Raw genomic sequence first — 15,511 nt, forward strand, 5'->3', positions numbered from 1 at the left:
TTCACACTTTTGTGATGGCACTCACCTTTTAAAGCTGTATGACAAGTTATCTTTTTGCCGTCGCGATACATAAGCCGACGGAATGCAAATTACCGATGGTCCACCATCGGATTGACCGGTACGGAAACCGAATTAGCACAATCATTGACATGGCAAAGTTCGGGGCAGTGCCGGTTTTTTTTCGGTCACGCCCTTCGTAAAAGAACATCCTCCGCCCTGGACTGGAAGATGACCGCTCGTTAGCGGACATAACAAAACGATGAGGTTTTACATGCGTAAAATTAAAGGGTTACGTTGGTACATGATCGCACTGGTGACGCTTGGCACCGTGCTGGGTTACCTGACACGTAACACTGTGGCGGCAGCTGCGCCAACGCTGATGGAAGAGTTACACATCTCCACTCAACAGTACTCCTATATCATCGCAGCGTATTCTGCTGCTTACACCGTAATGCAACCCGTTGCTGGCTACGTGCTGGATGTGCTCGGCACCAAAGTAGGTTACGCGATGTTCGCCGTTCTGTGGGCCGTCTTCTGTGGTGCCACGGCGCTGGCTGGTAGCTGGGGTGGACTGGCACTGGCACGAGGTGCAGTCGGTGCCGCAGAAGCCGCGATGATCCCAGCGGGTCTGAAAGCCAGTTCTGAATGGTTCCCGGCAAAAGAGCGTTCTATTGCTGTCGGTTACTTTAACGTTGGTTCTTCTATCGGCGCGATGATCGCTCCGCCGCTGGTCGTGTGGGCTATCGTCATGCACAGCTGGCAGATGGCGTTCATTATTTCTGGTGCCCTGAGCTTCATCTGGGCGATGTCCTGGCTTGTTTTCTATAAACACCCACGCGACCAGAAAAAACTGTCTGACGAAGAGCGTGATTACATCCTTAACGGTCAGGAATCACAGCATAAAAACAGTACCGCGAAGAAAATGTCGCTTGGCCAGATCCTGCGTAACCGCCAGTTCTGGGGCATCGCGCTGCCGCGTTTCCTGGCAGAGCCGGCCTGGGGTACATTCAACGCCTGGATCCCGCTGTTCATGTTTAAAGTCTACGGCTTTAACCTGAAAGAGATTGCGATGTTCGCGTGGATGCCAATGCTGTTCGCTGACCTCGGCTGTATCATCGGGGGTTACTTACCGCCACTGTTCCAGCGTTGGTTCGGCGTAAACCTGATCGTGTCCCGTAAAATGGTCGTCACCATGGGCGCACTGCTGATGATTGGCCCAGGGATGATTGGTCTGTTCACCAGCCCGTATATTGCTATCGCCCTGCTGTGCGTCGGTGGTTTTGCTCACCAGGCACTGTCTGGCGCGCTGATTACGCTCTCTTCTGACGTATTTGGCCGCAATGAAGTCGCGACCGCTAACGGCCTGACGGGGATGTCTGCCTGGCTGGCGAGTACTCTGTTTGCCCTGGTCGTTGGTGCCCTGGCTGACACCATCGGCTTTAGCCCACTGTTCGCCGTACTGGCAGTATTCGACCTGCTTGGTGCGTTAGTCATCTGGACGGTACTGCAGAACAAGTCGGCAAGCGAGATTGATTCGGGCCCGCAAACCGGCTCTCCCGCTACGCAAAATTAACCTGACGCGAGTCGTCATAGGTATATAATGCAGAGCCGCCAGTTGACTGGCGGCTTTTTTGTCGGTGCGAGTAGAGCCGCCATCGCAAAAGTGGTATAACAAATATAGTCTGCCGTATCATGCCTGGAGTGCATATGGAAATCACTGAACCACGACGTTTGTACCAACAACTTGCTGCCGATCTAAAAGAACGCATCGAGCAAGGCGTCTATCTGGTGGGCGATAAACTTCCCGCCGAGCGCTTTATTGCCGATGAAAAGAATGTCAGCCGTACCGTGGTTCGTGAAGCGATTATCATGCTCGAGGTTGAAGGCTATGTTGAGGTGCGTAAAGGATCGGGTATCCACGTCATCTCTAACCAACCCAAACATTATGTTGCTCCCGACGAAGGTCTGGAATTCGCCAGCTATGGTCCTTTTGAATTGCTGCAAGCGCGTCAACTTATTGAGAGCAACATCGCCGAGTTTGCCGCCACTCAGGTGACCAAGCAGGACATCATGAAACTGATGGAAATCCAGGAGAAGTCGCGCAACGAAAAAAGCTTTCGTGACTCCGAATGGGACCTGCAGTTTCATGTTCAGGTCGCGCTCGCGACGCAAAACTCAGCTCTGGCCGCCATTGTTGAAAAAATGTGGACTCAGCGCGTTCATAACCCCTACTGGAAGAAATTGCACGATCACATTGATCTGCGCACGGTAGACAACTGGTGTGATGACCATGACCAGATCCTGCGGGCATTAATTCGCAAAGATCCGCATGCAGCCAAACTGGCGATGTGGCAGCACCTTGAGAACACGAAACAGATGCTGTTTAACGAAACCAGCGATGATTTCGAGTTCAACGCGGATCGTTACCTTTTCACAGAAAATCCGGTCGTTCATCTGGATACAGCTGCAAACAGCACAAAATAAACGTTCTGACTTTCACAGGCGCGGTAATAGCGCCTGTTTCTGACACTCGGTAAGCATTAGGTATAAAGTGTCAGCCTGTGTAAATCCTCTCGCCTCACTCCATTGCGATAAGCAAAATCAGAGTTCAACCACCGTAATTTATATAACGGACTACGTTGACCTTTGTTACAATTAAAAGCGTTTTGAATTTTTTATGTGTTAGTGCTTGCTTACTTCACAACTTAACAGGGAACAGTTCAGGCCGTGAATTTGTGCAGACCGCGATCCATGCAAAAAACACCAATAAAATCGCGGCATTACAAACTCAAGAACAACGGCGTGACCATAACCGATTCTCCAGGAATACTGAATGGAACTACTGACTCAATTACTGAATGCTTTATGGGCTCAGGATTTTGAAACTCTGGCCAATCCTTCCATGATTGGTATGCTGTATTTTGTACTGTTTACAATTTTGTTTCTGGAAAATGGGTTGCTACCAGCGGCCTTTTTACCTGGCGACAGTTTGCTGGTACTGGTCGGCGTACTTATTGCCAAAGGCGCAATGGGTTTTCCGCAAACGGTACTGCTACTCACCACCGCAGCCAGCCTCGGTTGTTGGCTCAGCTATATTCAGGGCCGATGGCTAGGTAATACCCGCACCGTGCAGAACTGGCTTTCTCATCTTCCGGCTCATTATCACCAACGCGCGCATCATCTTTTCCACAAACATGGCTTATCCGCGCTGTTGGTCGGTCGCTTCATTGCGTTTGTCAGAACATTACTGCCGACCATTGCCGGGCTGTCAGGCCTGAATAATGCGCGTTTTCAGTTCTTCAATTGGATGAGCGGTCTATTGTGGGTACTGATTTTGACAACGCTGGGCTATCTACTGGGCAAAACACCTGTTTTTCTTAAGTATGAAGATCAGCTCATGTCCTGCCTGATGCTGCTTCCTGTCGTATTACTGGTGGTTGGCCTTGCCGGTTCACTGGTTGTACTCTGGAAAAAGAAATACGGGAACCGAGGGTAAATTATGCTGAAATCACGCATAACGCTCCGACGACTGGCCTGGACCACCTCCTTTATGCTGTTTTTGGGCGCGTTAATCCTGACCTGGTCGGTCATTCGCCAGCAGGAATCGACGCTTGCCATTCGCGCCATAAACCAGGGTGCCAGCATGCCAGACGGCTTCTCTATCTGGCATCATCTGGATGCCAACGGCATTCGTTTTAAAAGTATTACTCCGCAAAATGACGCGCTGCTGATCACCTTTGATTCCAGCGCGCAGAGCGCAGCCGCAAAAGCTGTACTGGACAGAACGTTGCCACACGGCTTCGTTATTGCTCAACAGGATGATGACAATCAGGCAGTGCAGTGGTTATCTCGTTTACGGGATACACCGCACCGCTTTGGTTAATCTCCAGGAATCTGAATTAGATCACTCACTTTGGTGATTTCACCGTTTAGTGCCTATGATTAATAAACTGAAGTTATGACCTACAGCTTTATTATTCTGGAGCATCGACCCAAAGCACCGGGTCGAATCACAATGGAAGGTTCAAGAATGAAATACCGCATCGCTTTGGCAATTAGTCTTTTCGCTCTCAGTGCCGGCAGCTACGCTAACTCCCTCTGTCAGGAAAAAGAACAAGATATTCAGCGGGAAATTAGTTATGCCGAAAAGCACAACAATCAGAGCCGCATCAATGGGTTGAACAAAGCGCTTAGTGAAGTTCGGGCAAACTGTACTGACAGCAAACTGCGCGCGAATCACCAGAAAAAAATCGCAGAGCAGAAAAATGAGATAGCCGAACGTCAGCGTGATTTAGCCGAAGCGAAGCAAAAAGGCGATGCGGATAAAATCGCAAAACGCGAACGTAAGCTTGCAGAGGCTCAAAAAGAGCTGAAGGAACTTGAGACCCGCGATTACTAAGTACGGTAACTACCCACTCACCTGGAGAAAACTATGTCGAAAGATAACGCTACGGAAAATCTGCGCGCTGAGCTGAAATCCCTTGCGGATACGCTCGAAGAAGTACTGAGCTCCTCTGGCGATAAGTCGAAGGAAGAGATGAGTAAAATTCGCAGCAAAGCTGAACATGCGCTGCGCGAGAGCCGCCATCGCCTGAGCGAGACCAGCGATGTGATTGCTAAGCAAACCCGTGAAGCTGCCGCCAAAGCCGATAACTATGTGCGCGAAAACCCATGGACAGGCGTTGGTATTGGCGCTGCGGTCGGTGTGGTGCTTGGTGTACTGCTGTCGCGCCGCTAACAATGGCTGACTCTCAACACGCGCAAGGTCCGGGCAAAAGCGTCCTGGGGATTGGACAACGGATCCTCACGATTCTCGTTGAGATCGTAGAGACCCGATTACGGCTGGCCGTCGTTGAGCTGGAAGAGGAAAAAGCTAACCTTGTCCAGATCGTGCTGATGCTGGGACTGACTATGCTCTTTGCGGCATTTGGGCTGATGAGCCTGATGGTGCTTATCATCTGGGCCATTGACCCTCAGTACCGCCTGAACGCGATGATTGCCACCACCGTTGTGCTGTTGCTTTTGGCGCTCGTTGGCGGGATATGGACATTACGTAAAGCCCGTAAATCAACACTCTTACGCCATACACGCCACGAACTTGCTAATGACAGGCAGGCCCTGGAGGATGATGTCTAATGAGCAGTAAAGTCGAGCGCCAAAAACGTAAGGCACAACTGCTTGGTCAGATCCAGCAGCAACGGCTGGATCTGTCTGCCGCCCGCCGCGACTGGCTGGAGGTTACAGACGTATACGATCGTGGCTGGAAAACGCTGCTGAACCTGCGCGCCTGGGTGCTGGTCGGCAGCAGTATTATGGCTGTACGGACCATTCGTAATCCTAATCTGCTGGTTCGCTGGGCTAAACGCGGCTTTAGTGTCTGGAGCGCATGGCGTCTGATTAAATCGACAATCAGACAGCAACAATTGCGCGGTTAACCCCTGCCGTATCCCCTATTTTGCGGGTTCCTCAAATTTTTTGAAAATTACTGACAGTTTTCCTTGCTAACAATTGTCATTCAGCACGTCTATGATTCTCTCCATCGACAGCAACGACGCGCTCTGCAGCGTTGATGCACAAAAGACAAAACAATCCGCCTGAGTGGTTTCCTGGAGAGTACGATGAAAAAATTAGAAGATGTTGGTGTACTGGTAGCGCGCATTCTGATGCCAATCCTGTTTATTACTGCAGGTTGGGGAAAGATCACCGGATATGCGGGTACCCAACAGTATATGGAAGCCATGGGCGTCCCTGGTTTTATGTTGCCGCTGGTTATTCTGCTTGAGTTCGGCGGCGGCCTGGCAATCCTGTTTGGTTTCCTGACCCGTACTACCGCGCTGTTCACCGCAGGCTTCACCCTGCTGACCGCGTTCATCTTCCACAGCAACTTTGCGGAAGGGATGAACTCTCTGATGTTCATGAAAAACCTGACCATCGCAGGCGGTTTCCTGCTGCTGGCCATCACGGGTCCAGGCGCATTCAGTATCGACCGCGTACTGAATAAAAAGTGGTAATCAAACTATACCCGTCATTCTTCAAGTTGCAGGTGTGTTGGCTACACTCAGAAACCCCAGTCACATAGTTATCTATGCTCCTGGGGAATGTCTTCCCTTGCCGACTTCCTGCAACTCGAATTATGTAGGGTATATACTTATTAAAAGACGAGGGGATTAACTCCTCGTTTTGCTATTCGGGAGAGAGATAATGGGACAACTGATTGACGGCGTCTGGCATGACACCTGGTATGATACCAAATCAACCGGCGGAAAATTCCAACGCTCCGCATCGGCTTTCCGTAACTGGCTTACCGCTGATGGCGCGCCAGGCCCAACTGGCGAAGGTGGTTTTGCCGCCGAAAAAGACCGCTATCATCTGTATGTTTCTCTGGCCTGCCCGTGGGCGCATCGCACGCTGATTATGCGTAAACTCAAAGGTCTGGAACCCTTCATTTCCGTTTCCGTAGTGAATCCGCTGATGCTGGAAAACGGCTGGACGTTTGATAACAACTTTCCGGCAGCAACAGGTGATACGCTTTATCAGCACGAGTTTCTCTATCAACTGTATTTACACGCCGATCCGCACTACAGCGGCCGGGTAACGGTTCCGGTGCTGTGGGATAAAAAAAATCACACCATCGTCAGCAACGAATCGGCAGAAATTATCCGCATGTTTAACACCGCGTTTGATGCGCTGGGCGCAAAAGCCGGGGATTACTATCCACCAGCCCTGCAAAGCAAAATTGACGATCTGAACAGTTGGATTTATGACAACGTCAATAATGGCGTTTATAAAGCTGGTTTTGCTACCAGCCAGGAAGCGTATGACAGCGCAGTCGAAAAAGTCTTTGAATCACTGGCGCGGCTGGAACAGATTCTCGGTCAGCATCGCTACCTGACTGGCGACCAGTTAACAGAGGCTGACATTCGCCTATGGACTACGCTGGTACGTTTTGATCCGGTGTATGTCACCCACTTCAAATGCGACAAGCATCGGATCAGTGACTATCTGAATCTGTACGGTTTTCTGCGTGATATCTACCAGATACCAGGCATTGCGGACACCGTCAATTTCGATCACATCCGCAATCACTATTTCCGCAGTCACAAGACCATTAACCCGACCGGTATTATTTCTGTCGGCCCGTGGCAGGATCTCAACGAACCTCACGGGCGTGACGAGCGTTTCGCGTGATTTACACTGGTCCCCTTTTGGGCAATGCCGTTCAGCTAAGCATTTATGGTGAACATGTGATTCTTGCTCAGGGTTCCGTTCACCTCAGCGGTGTCATATCTCTGAAACGCCGTTACCCGTGAACGTGCAAGGGAGGCTCACCGCCGCCTCCCTTGCAACCCAGGCTCCCGGCGGGAAAATCGTCGCTGCGCGATTCATTCGTCTTATGCCGTCTGCCTGTCGGGTCGGGGCCGAGCCTGCATCCCTGCAGGCCGTCCCCTCTGCCCGCATCCCTGCGGACAGACCCGGTCAGCCGTCAACGCCTCATCGATTTTCAGCCGGACATGGGTCATCGCTTCAACGCTCTGACTTCCAGTAAAATCTGTTTTGCTGTTCAGATATATTCAAATAAAAATACAGATGGTCAGGTGTGGCTGGTCCGGCTGAAAATTGCCGACGTGTTTCCGTAAGGCCGGGAGAACCCGCAGGGATGCGGGTTCAGGGCGCGCTTTGCAAGGACGCTTCATCGCGCCCGGCCCGAAAGCCTGAAGGAATAAGCGGAGGGAACCACGAAGTGGCAATTTTCCGTGCCGGGAGCCGGGATTGTAAAGGGCGTGGCGGAGAACGCCCTTTACACGTTCACAGGAATCGATGTCTCAGAGAAACGATGAACATAAGGTGAACGGAACCCTTTCTCTGAGAGCGCATATTCATAACTTCTACCACACAGGCGATAGTTTCTGAAACTAAGGCGTTCACAGATAAGTATTACCCATCAGCGGGCCAAATAATTAATACCGTAAATATTTACCATCATTTCATTCGCAGCTATTCTTATTTTGATTGCTTTAAAAACAAGTAATTGAACGCAAAACGAGGCGAAAATGGATTGGTATTTAAACGTATTAAAGAACTACTTTGGTTTTGGTGGTCGTGCACGGCGCAAAGAGTACTGGATGTTTATTTTGGTCAACATCATCTTTACGTTCGTGCTGAGCGTGTTAGACAGGATGTTTGGCTGGCAACGTGCCGGGGGAGAAGGCGTATTAACAACGATTTATGCAATTCTGGTTTTTATACCGTGGTGGGCTGTTCAGTTTCGGCGTTTGCATGACACCGACCGTTCGGCATGGTGGCTGTTAGTATTACTGATCCCCATCATTGGCTGGTTGGTCATCATCCTTTTCAACTGCCAAAACGGCACGCCAGGTAGCAACCGCTTCGGCACTGACCCTAAACAGCTGTCCTGACGTCATACATCCTTTTGTAGGCCGGATAAGGTGCAATTGCACCGCATCCGGCGTAACAGTCAGGCTATTTACCCGCAAACAGTTTCGGGATTTCCCGCAAACACCAGGACTTCGCTTCGCCCATACTGTCCCGACGCCAGGCCATGATGATATCTATTTCATTTGTCGATTCCGGGCTAACCACACGCAGCCGGCCTGCGGCAATATCCTCTTCGACCAACGGATACGGCATGGTCGCTACACCCAGCCCGGCTAACAGCGCCTGACGCTTATCTTCAATAGTACTGACCGTCAGACGCGGTTGTTTATCGAGAAGCTGAACGGTCAGCACCGGGCGTTCACGGGCCGTATCCGCCACCGCTATGCCCCGGTATTTCACACGGGTGACTTCAGACAACGGTTCCGGCTCCTGGTGGATCGGGTGATCCGGTGCCGCCACATAGACGTTCATCAGCGAGTACAGTTTGCGCGAGTTAATTTCTGATGATGAGCGGAAATGCATATCCGGCGCGATCACGATATCCGCTCTGCCCTGCTCCAGACGCTCCCACGCCCCGGCCAGCACTTCAGTGATAACGGAAAGCTGCGTGTTTGCCTTTCCGGCAAGGCGGTCGATAAGCGGGAAGAATGCCGCCGTTGGCACCAACGCTTCGGTGACAATCGTCAGATGCGTTTCCCAACCACGGGCCAGCGCTTCAGCATCGGTCGTCAGCTTATCCGCAGCCTCCAGCAACACGCGGCCACGTTCAAGCAGCATACGCCCGACGTTGGTAAATTTTGTGCGGTGACCAGAGCGGTCAAACAGCACAACATCCAGCTCTTCTTCCAGTTTCTGCATGGTGTAGCTGAGGGCGGAAGGTACGCGTCCCAGTTCATCTGCCGCGGCGGCAAAGCTGCCGCGCCTGTCTATTGCGTCCATGACGCGTAACGCTTCAAGCGTTAAAGCCCGTTCTTTGGCCATCTCGTTCTCATTCAGGAAATTTGAACATACCGGGCAGAATATCTGGCTAACAATGCAGCGTCTAGCCATTTAACATAAAAGGAAGTAAAGAGAGGTCAAGAACTATGATTACTACCCGTACAGCCAAACAATGCGGGCAAGCAGACTACGGCTGGCTGCAGGCCCGTTATACCTTCTCCTTTGGACACTATTTTGATCCTAAATTGCTGGGTTATGCCTCGCTGCGTGTTCTGAACCAGGAAGTTCTGGCACCGGGGGCCTCTTTCCAGCCACGTACCTATCCAAAGGTTGATATCGTCAATCTGATCCTCGAAGGGGAAGCAGAGTATCGCGACAGCGAAGGTAACCATATTCAGGCCAAAGCCGGAGAGGTGTTACTGCTCGCTACGCAACCTGGGATCAGCTACAGCGAACACAATATCAGCAAAGATAAACCCCTGACCAGAATGCAGCTATGGCTGGACGCCTGCCCGCAGCGAGAAAATTCCTGCGTGCAAAAAGCGATACTGAATGCCGGCAAGCATCAACTGCTTGCTTCACCTGACGGTGAGCAGGGCAGCCTGCATCTTCGCCAGCAGGTCTGGGTACATCATGTTGAGCTGCAAAAAGGTGAATCACTGAGTTTTCAATTGCATGGGCATCGCGCGTATTTGCAGTCGATCCATGGCACATTCCACGCGGTCACTTCAGGTGCTGAAAAAGAGGCGCTTACCTGCGGTGATGGCGCATTTATTCGTGATGAAACTAACATAACGTTAGTTGCCGATACCCCATTGCGCGCTTTGCTGATAGATTTGCCCGTATAGTCATTAGAATCAAGGGAGTACGACTATTGAGCAAGAAGTCATCAAAAAAACGCCAGCCGCGGGTTGAGGCCAAAAAACAGGAAACCGTCGTCTTTGGCTACGAGGACCTGCTAACGGAACTGGAAGCAATCGTTGCTGATGCCGAGCTACGGCTGGAAGAAGAAGAAGCCGCTCTCTGACAGGTAATCGTAGGTCAGACAGCGGCCTGCCGGATGGCGACGCTAATACGTCTTATCCGGCCTACGGTTTTGTAACGATGCACACCCGTAGGCCAGAAAGCTGCGCGCCATCAGGCAGTCAGTCGCCAGATTAATGTGCTTTGCTGGCCATAATCTCAATGATCTGCTTGTCGGTCTCCTGCATTGAACGACACGCCAGCGCACACAAGTTAGAGATAGATTGCTCTACGTTATGCGCCACAATACCTTCATTCCCCGTCACTGCGGTATCGTCCAGCGCCATGAGTACCGCTTTCCAGGCTGCTGACGCACTGGTAGAGACTTTCATTGCGCAGCTGTTCGAGGCGCCATCACAAATCATCCCACTCACATCGCCAATCATGCTGCTAATAGCCATAGCGATAGTGTCGTAACGACCATCCACCACCCATGCCATACCTGCCGCGGCGCCCATTGCTGCGGTCGTTGCCGCACACAGCGCAGACAAACGCGGAAGCTGATGATGGATGTAGATAGCACTCAGGTGAGATAACATCAGCGCACGTGCCAGTTTCTCTTCATCGGCCCCAAAGTGCTCAGCCACCACCATCACCGGAATGGTGGCAGTAATACCCTGATTGCCGGAACCGGAATTGCTCATTGCGGGCAACGTCGCCCCGCCCATTCGCGCATCCGATGCCGCGCTGGTACGAATAAGAATGGCGGTTGAGAGATCGTTAGCCAGCAGACCACGTGCGCACTGTTTCTCTAGCGTGGTGCCGATATGCAAGCCCCAGCTACCGCTTAGTCCTTCCTGAGACAACGCACCGTTCAGTTTTGCCGCATCAAGAATAAAGCGAATAGCGTCAAACGGCACAGCATTCACAAATGACACAATCTCTTCCAGCGACGTGTGGGATAACGCTGCCAGTGGGGATTCCTGCTCATCAGCCTGAACCTGCTCAGGCTGAGTAAACACCACGCCTTTGTTGGTCTCGATATGCACAATGTTGGTATGGCCGCCGACAATCGTCACGCACGCCCAACCTTCCGAGCTGTATACCTTAGCGCGGGAAAAGAGGATATCCTCGCAAGGCTCCTGCAGCATCACCGCCACCTTCCCGGCGGTCAGCATCGCTTTCGCATCGGCAATCGCTTGTGGCGATGCGTCTTTCAATACTTCTAACCCAGCCCCGGCATTTCCCCCCAAAGCGCCCAGCGCAGCCGCAACGGGAAGACCAACCATCCCGGTACCCGGCACGGTAACGCCCATGCCGTTCTTCATCAGGTTTGGTGAGACCCACGCATCAATGCGTTCCACCGCGCCGTCCAGCTCAGCAGAAGCGACGGCTGCCGCCAGAGCCAGAGAGATAGGTTCAGTACAACCCAGCGCAGGTTTCACTTCTTCCTGCACCGCGCGAATAAAACTATCCCATAATGGATTCAATGTAGTCTCAAACATAACAACAACCCTTGCTCAGATAACTCAGGAAAATGCCAGGAACGGAGAAACGCACAACAACAGGCCAGTGACGATAATCAGGTACAGAGAGGCGCCTTTGTATTTGTGCAATGCAGGAACTTTGTAGACCAGCCAGGCCGGGATCAAGCAACCCACCATGCCGAAAATTGGGCTACAAATAGAGGTGAAGCTCAGTACTGGCGCATTGAGCACAATCGCACTCCAGGCCAGTAAGATAGCGAAGACCATAATGCCGCGTTGAACCAGAGTTTCGTTGATCTTCTCGGCTGGCATTTTGCGGCGCAGCACATTCATCACGATCCCCTGAGTTGCTTCACGAAAGCCCAGGTAAACACCGAAGAAGGCGGTCATCACGGCGAAAATGTTCAGGATAACGCTGACGATTTTTACCCAACCTGCACCATCACCACTGATAAACTGCGCGGCAATCGCCAGAGCGGAAATATTCTGCTCATAGGCTTTAACCGCTTCGTCGTGGCCCATCGCCAGCGTGAAGGAAACGGCGTAGAAAAAGACGGTGACAAACAGAATACCGAACGCGATGTTCATAGCACGCAGAGCTTTATGGCGTGCCACCTCAATCGATTTCTCACGAGAGCGGTACGAAATAACCATCGGGCTTAGCGTCTGAATAAACAGAATAGAAGTCAGGGTAAACGGCAGCGTGATAATTGCGTTTTTGATCAGCAGCGCCATCGGCGGCAGTGAGCCCGCGTTATACAAATGCCACATCCCCACCATCGAAACACCAAGTGCAGCAACCACCAACAGCTTGGTCAACACCATGCCCGTGGAGATCTTAAACAGCAGTTTTTCTCCGCGTGACGAGATGGCAACGAGGATGCAAATCAGCACCAGTCCATAGAACGGGCTGTCAGACAGCAACCCTTCAGTGACGCCAAACGTGTGCAGATAAGAGGCGCTATCGTTAGTGATAGCCGTGGAGTAAACGAACATCCAGATAACCAGCATCACAAAATATAATGCACCTAACAGGATGCCCCAGTTTTTACCCAAATAACCGCTGATTACGCTCGGGTAGTCTTTGCATTCCGGGGATTCCGCCAGCGTGTTGATAAACAGGCGCTGGAATAAATACATCGCAGGATAGCCGATAATAGAGGAGAGCAAGAAAACCCACAGCCCCATCAGCCCTACCTGGACGGGAAGGAAAACAATCCCCGCACCAATTGCCATACCAATACTCATAATGACCCAGCCCGTGTCCGTGCTGTCGAACTTAATGGCTTCCCGCCATTCACTTTCGGTCATTCCCGCCCGACGCGCAGGCGCTGATGCGTCGAGTATTACGCTACTATTCGTTGCCGTTTCCATAATTTCCCGCTTAATGTGTAGGTAGAGGTTTTTTTTATTTTATCGCACTGCTTCAAGGCGATACGCAGTACATGAGATGCAGGCAAGCTATTAGAATGAAGAAATCATACGCGCAGGGTTAGAGAAAAACTTCACAAACAAGCCCCTGTAATTGCTGATAGTTAAGAAATATTTTCTCTTTAATTTATTTAAGGTGTTATTAATTTCTATTTTTGAAGCAGATCACAACAAAAAAGTCGCACTAAAGCGTAATGACTGATCAGTGAACGCCTCAGTTTCAGAAAGTATCACCTGTGCGGGTAGAAATTATGAATATGCGCTCTCAGAGAAAGGGTTCCGTTCACCTCATGTTCATCCTTTCTCTGAAACATCGATTCCTGTGAACGTGTAAAGGGCGTTCTCCGCCACGCCTGACCACCTGTATTTTTATTTGAATATGTCTGAACAGCAAAAGCGATTTAACTGAAAGTCAGAGAGTTGAAGCGATGACCCATATCCGGCTGAAAATCGATGAGGTGTTGACGGCTGACCGGGGCTGCCCGCAGGGATGCGGGCAGAGGGGACGGCCTGCATGGACGCAGGCTCGACCCCGACCCGACAGGCAGACGGCATAAGACGAATGAATCGCGTAGCGACGATTTTCCGCCGGGAGCCTGGGATGCAAGGGAGGCGGCGGTGAGCCTCCCTTGCACGTTCACGGGTAACGGCGTTTCAGAGAAATGACACCGCTGAGGTGAACGGAACCCTAAGCAAGAATCACATACTCACCATACATACTTAACTGAGCGGTATTACACCAAAGTGCACCTTTTTATCACGCCATGTTGATTGATTCACTGCCGGATGGCGGCGCTTGCGCCTTATCCGGCCTACAAAAGCATGCAAACCGTAATCACGGCCATTAACCTCAGGTACAAACCACTTTAATTGCCAGGCCTCCACGTGAGGTTTCACGGTATTTGTCGTTCATGTCTTTGCCCGTCTCGTACATGGTCTCGATCACTTTATCGAGTGACACGCGTGGCTCGGACGTCCGGCGTAACGCCATGCGCGCGGCGTTGACGGCTTTCACTGCGTTGATCGCATTACGCTCAATGCACGGTATCTGCACTTGTCCGGCCACCGGGTCACAGGTAAGGCCAAGGTTATGCTCCATCGCGATCTCAGCCGCAATGCAGACCTGCGCAGGGCTACCACCAAGCAATTCCGTCAGCCCGGCCGCCGCCATTGAGCAGGCCACACCAATTTCGCCCTGACAGCCGACTTCGGCACCAGAAATCGAGGCGTTCATCTTATACAGCGCGCCTATCGCCCCGGCAGCCAGTAAATAGCGGGCGATGGAATTGGCATTCACCGGACGGCGGAATTTGTCGTAATAAGCCAGCACGGCAGGGATAATCCCGCATGCGCCATTGGTCGGTGCGGTCACAACCCGACACCCGGCGGCGTTTTCTTCGCTCACGGCCAGCGCGAACATGTTGATCCAGTCAATGACGTTCATCGGATCGCTGGACAAGTTATCGCTGGAGACCAGTAACCGGCGCAGTGCCACGGCGCGACGCGGAACATTGAGTGGACCAGGCAGAACGCCTTCGGTGTTCATGCCGCGTTCAATACCGGCGTGCATGACATCCCAGATCGCGGCAAAGCCAGCATCAATCTCTTCTTTGCTGCGCATCGCCAGTTCGTTTTGCATCATCAGACCGGAAACGGAAAGTCCATTTCGCTCGCACAGTTTCAGCAGTTCGCCGGCGGAATGAAAGTTGTAGGGCACGTGTGCTTCAACGTCATGTGCCTGGCCAAATTGCGCCTCTTCAACGATAAAACCACCACCGACAGAGTAATAAGTTTTGCTTAATAGCGTTTCGGTGCCGTTCCACGCGGTGATACGCATACCATTTTCATGGCGCGGCAGTGTTTCGGTATGAAAGAGAATATTTTCGTCTGGGGAGAAATCGACAACATGTGTGCCCTCGGCAACCGGTAAACGTCCGGTACGGGCCACTTCCTGAGTAAAACCAGCGATTGAATCAATATTGACGTTTTGCGGACTGTTACCGGCCAGCCCCATCATGATGGCGACATCTGTCGCATGACCTTTCCCGGTTAGGGAAAGTGATCCATAAAGATCGACCACAATATGCGTGGCACTGGGGAGTTCTCCGCTGCTGGCCAACAGATCGATAAAGCTTTTGCCTGCGTTCATGGGTCCCACGGTATGGGAGCTGGAAGGTCCAATGCCAATCTTAAAAATATCGAATGCGCTAATCATATCCACACCCTCGGATTGCCGTTCAGTGAAGACCAGGTTTCACACTCATTAAAGGATCGGGGCGATCCGCACGACCGCC

General features: G+C 51.7%; 17 protein-coding genes. 13 read left to right on the forward strand and 4 right to left on the reverse strand.

All coding sequences use genetic code 11. From position 1 onward, the window contains the following. Positions 1 to 271: 271 nt before the first annotated feature. The 11 genes from exuT to NNO08_RS04495 all read left to right on the forward strand — a co-directional run bounded on the left by exuT (position 272) and on the right by NNO08_RS04495 (position 8,417). Entirely contained in the window at positions 272 to 1,573 is a 1,302-nt protein-coding gene (gene exuT / locus NNO08_RS04445; protein ID WP_048213342.1) for a hexuronate transporter ExuT, read from the forward strand. A 134-nt stretch (positions 1,574 to 1,707) separates the two neighbouring features. Then, entirely contained in the window at positions 1,708 to 2,484 is a 777-nt protein-coding gene (gene exuR, locus NNO08_RS04450; protein WP_005131459.1) for a transcriptional regulator ExuR, read from the forward strand. A gap of 349 nt (positions 2,485 to 2,833) precedes the next feature. Beyond that, positions 2,834 to 3,496: a DedA family general envelope maintenance protein YqjA gene (gene yqjA, locus NNO08_RS04455; protein WP_005131462.1), complete on the forward strand. Its 663-nt coding sequence runs from the start codon at positions 2,834 to 2,836 to the stop codon at positions 3,494 to 3,496. A 3-nt stretch (positions 3,497 to 3,499) separates the two neighbouring features. Further along, entirely contained in the window at positions 3,500 to 3,883 is a 384-nt protein-coding gene (mzrA, locus tag NNO08_RS04460; protein ID WP_137382502.1) for an EnvZ/OmpR regulon moderator MzrA, read from the forward strand. A gap of 147 nt (positions 3,884 to 4,030) precedes the next feature. Beyond that, positions 4,031 to 4,399: a DUF1090 domain-containing protein gene (locus NNO08_RS04465; RefSeq protein ID WP_271442084.1), complete on the forward strand. Its 369-nt coding sequence runs from the start codon at positions 4,031 to 4,033 to the stop codon at positions 4,397 to 4,399. A 33-nt stretch (positions 4,400 to 4,432) separates the two neighbouring features. Continuing rightward, entirely contained in the window at positions 4,433 to 4,738 is a 306-nt protein-coding gene (locus tag NNO08_RS04470; RefSeq protein ID WP_003024832.1) for a DUF883 family protein, read from the forward strand. Positions 4,739 to 4,740: 2 nt separating this feature from the next. Next, positions 4,741 to 5,136, forward strand: coding sequence for a phage holin family protein (locus tag NNO08_RS04475; RefSeq protein WP_271442083.1), 396 nt, complete (start codon positions 4,741 to 4,743; stop codon positions 5,134 to 5,136). Further along, a complete protein-coding gene (locus NNO08_RS04480; RefSeq protein WP_271456261.1) occupies positions 5,136 to 5,435 on the forward strand; it encodes a YqjK-like family protein in 300 nt (99 codons plus the stop codon). The genes NNO08_RS04475 and NNO08_RS04480 overlap by 1 nt, the downstream gene beginning before the upstream one ends. 183 nt (positions 5,436 to 5,618) lie before the next feature. Next, entirely contained in the window at positions 5,619 to 6,011 is a 393-nt protein-coding gene (locus NNO08_RS04485; protein WP_137382498.1) for a DoxX family protein, read from the forward strand. A 190-nt stretch (positions 6,012 to 6,201) separates the two neighbouring features. Beyond that, positions 6,202 to 7,188: a glutathionyl-hydroquinone reductase YqjG gene (gene yqjG / locus NNO08_RS04490; protein WP_271456262.1), complete on the forward strand. Its 987-nt coding sequence runs from the start codon at positions 6,202 to 6,204 to the stop codon at positions 7,186 to 7,188. 863 nt (positions 7,189 to 8,051) lie between these two features. Continuing rightward, on the forward strand, positions 8,052 to 8,417 hold the full coding sequence (locus tag NNO08_RS04495; protein ID WP_271442080.1) for a DUF805 domain-containing protein: 366 nt from the start codon (positions 8,052 to 8,054) through the stop codon (positions 8,415 to 8,417). A gap of 64 nt (positions 8,418 to 8,481) precedes the next feature. Here the strand turns inward: NNO08_RS04495 and yhaJ are convergent, their stop codons facing one another. After that, positions 8,482 to 9,378 carry a DNA-binding transcriptional regulator YhaJ gene (gene yhaJ / locus NNO08_RS04500; RefSeq protein ID WP_271442079.1) on the reverse strand — a complete coding sequence of 299 codons (897 nt, stop codon included), beginning with the start codon at positions 9,376 to 9,378 and terminating at the stop codon, positions 8,482 to 8,484. 104 nt (positions 9,379 to 9,482) lie between these two features. Here yhaJ and NNO08_RS04505 point away from each other — a divergent pair, with 104 nt between their 5' ends. Both NNO08_RS04505 and NNO08_RS04510 read left to right on the forward strand, forming a co-directional pair. Continuing rightward, complete coding sequence (locus NNO08_RS04505) at positions 9,483 to 10,184, forward strand: pirin family protein (RefSeq protein ID WP_271456263.1); 702 nt, start codon at positions 9,483 to 9,485, stop codon at positions 10,182 to 10,184. Positions 10,185 to 10,210: 26 nt separating this feature from the next. After that, positions 10,211 to 10,363 carry a hypothetical protein gene (locus tag NNO08_RS04510; RefSeq protein WP_271449050.1) on the forward strand — a complete coding sequence of 51 codons (153 nt, stop codon included), beginning with the start codon at positions 10,211 to 10,213 and terminating at the stop codon, positions 10,361 to 10,363. A 130-nt stretch (positions 10,364 to 10,493) separates the two neighbouring features. On the opposite strand, the gene NNO08_RS04515 is transcribed toward NNO08_RS04510, so the two are convergent. The 3 genes from NNO08_RS04515 to tdcG form a co-directional block, all read right to left on the reverse strand. Further along, positions 10,494 to 11,804, reverse strand: coding sequence for an L-cysteine desulfidase family protein (locus tag NNO08_RS04515; protein WP_271456264.1), 1,311 nt, complete (start codon positions 11,802 to 11,804; stop codon positions 10,494 to 10,496). 24 nt (positions 11,805 to 11,828) lie between these two features. Continuing rightward, positions 11,829 to 13,160: an amino acid permease gene (locus tag NNO08_RS04520; protein ID WP_040230536.1), complete on the reverse strand. Its 1,332-nt coding sequence runs from the start codon at positions 13,158 to 13,160 to the stop codon at positions 11,829 to 11,831. 907 nt (positions 13,161 to 14,067) lie between these two features. Further along, positions 14,068 to 15,432 (reverse strand): L-serine ammonia-lyase, encoded by a 1,365-nt coding sequence (gene tdcG / locus NNO08_RS04525; RefSeq protein ID WP_271456265.1) that lies wholly within the window; start codon positions 15,430 to 15,432, stop codon positions 14,068 to 14,070. Positions 15,433 to 15,511 lie beyond the last annotated feature (79 nt).

The sequence above is a fragment of the Citrobacter sp. Igbk 17 genome (assembly GCF_028069775.1).
GTDB lineage: Bacteria > Pseudomonadota > Gammaproteobacteria > Enterobacterales > Enterobacteriaceae > Citrobacter.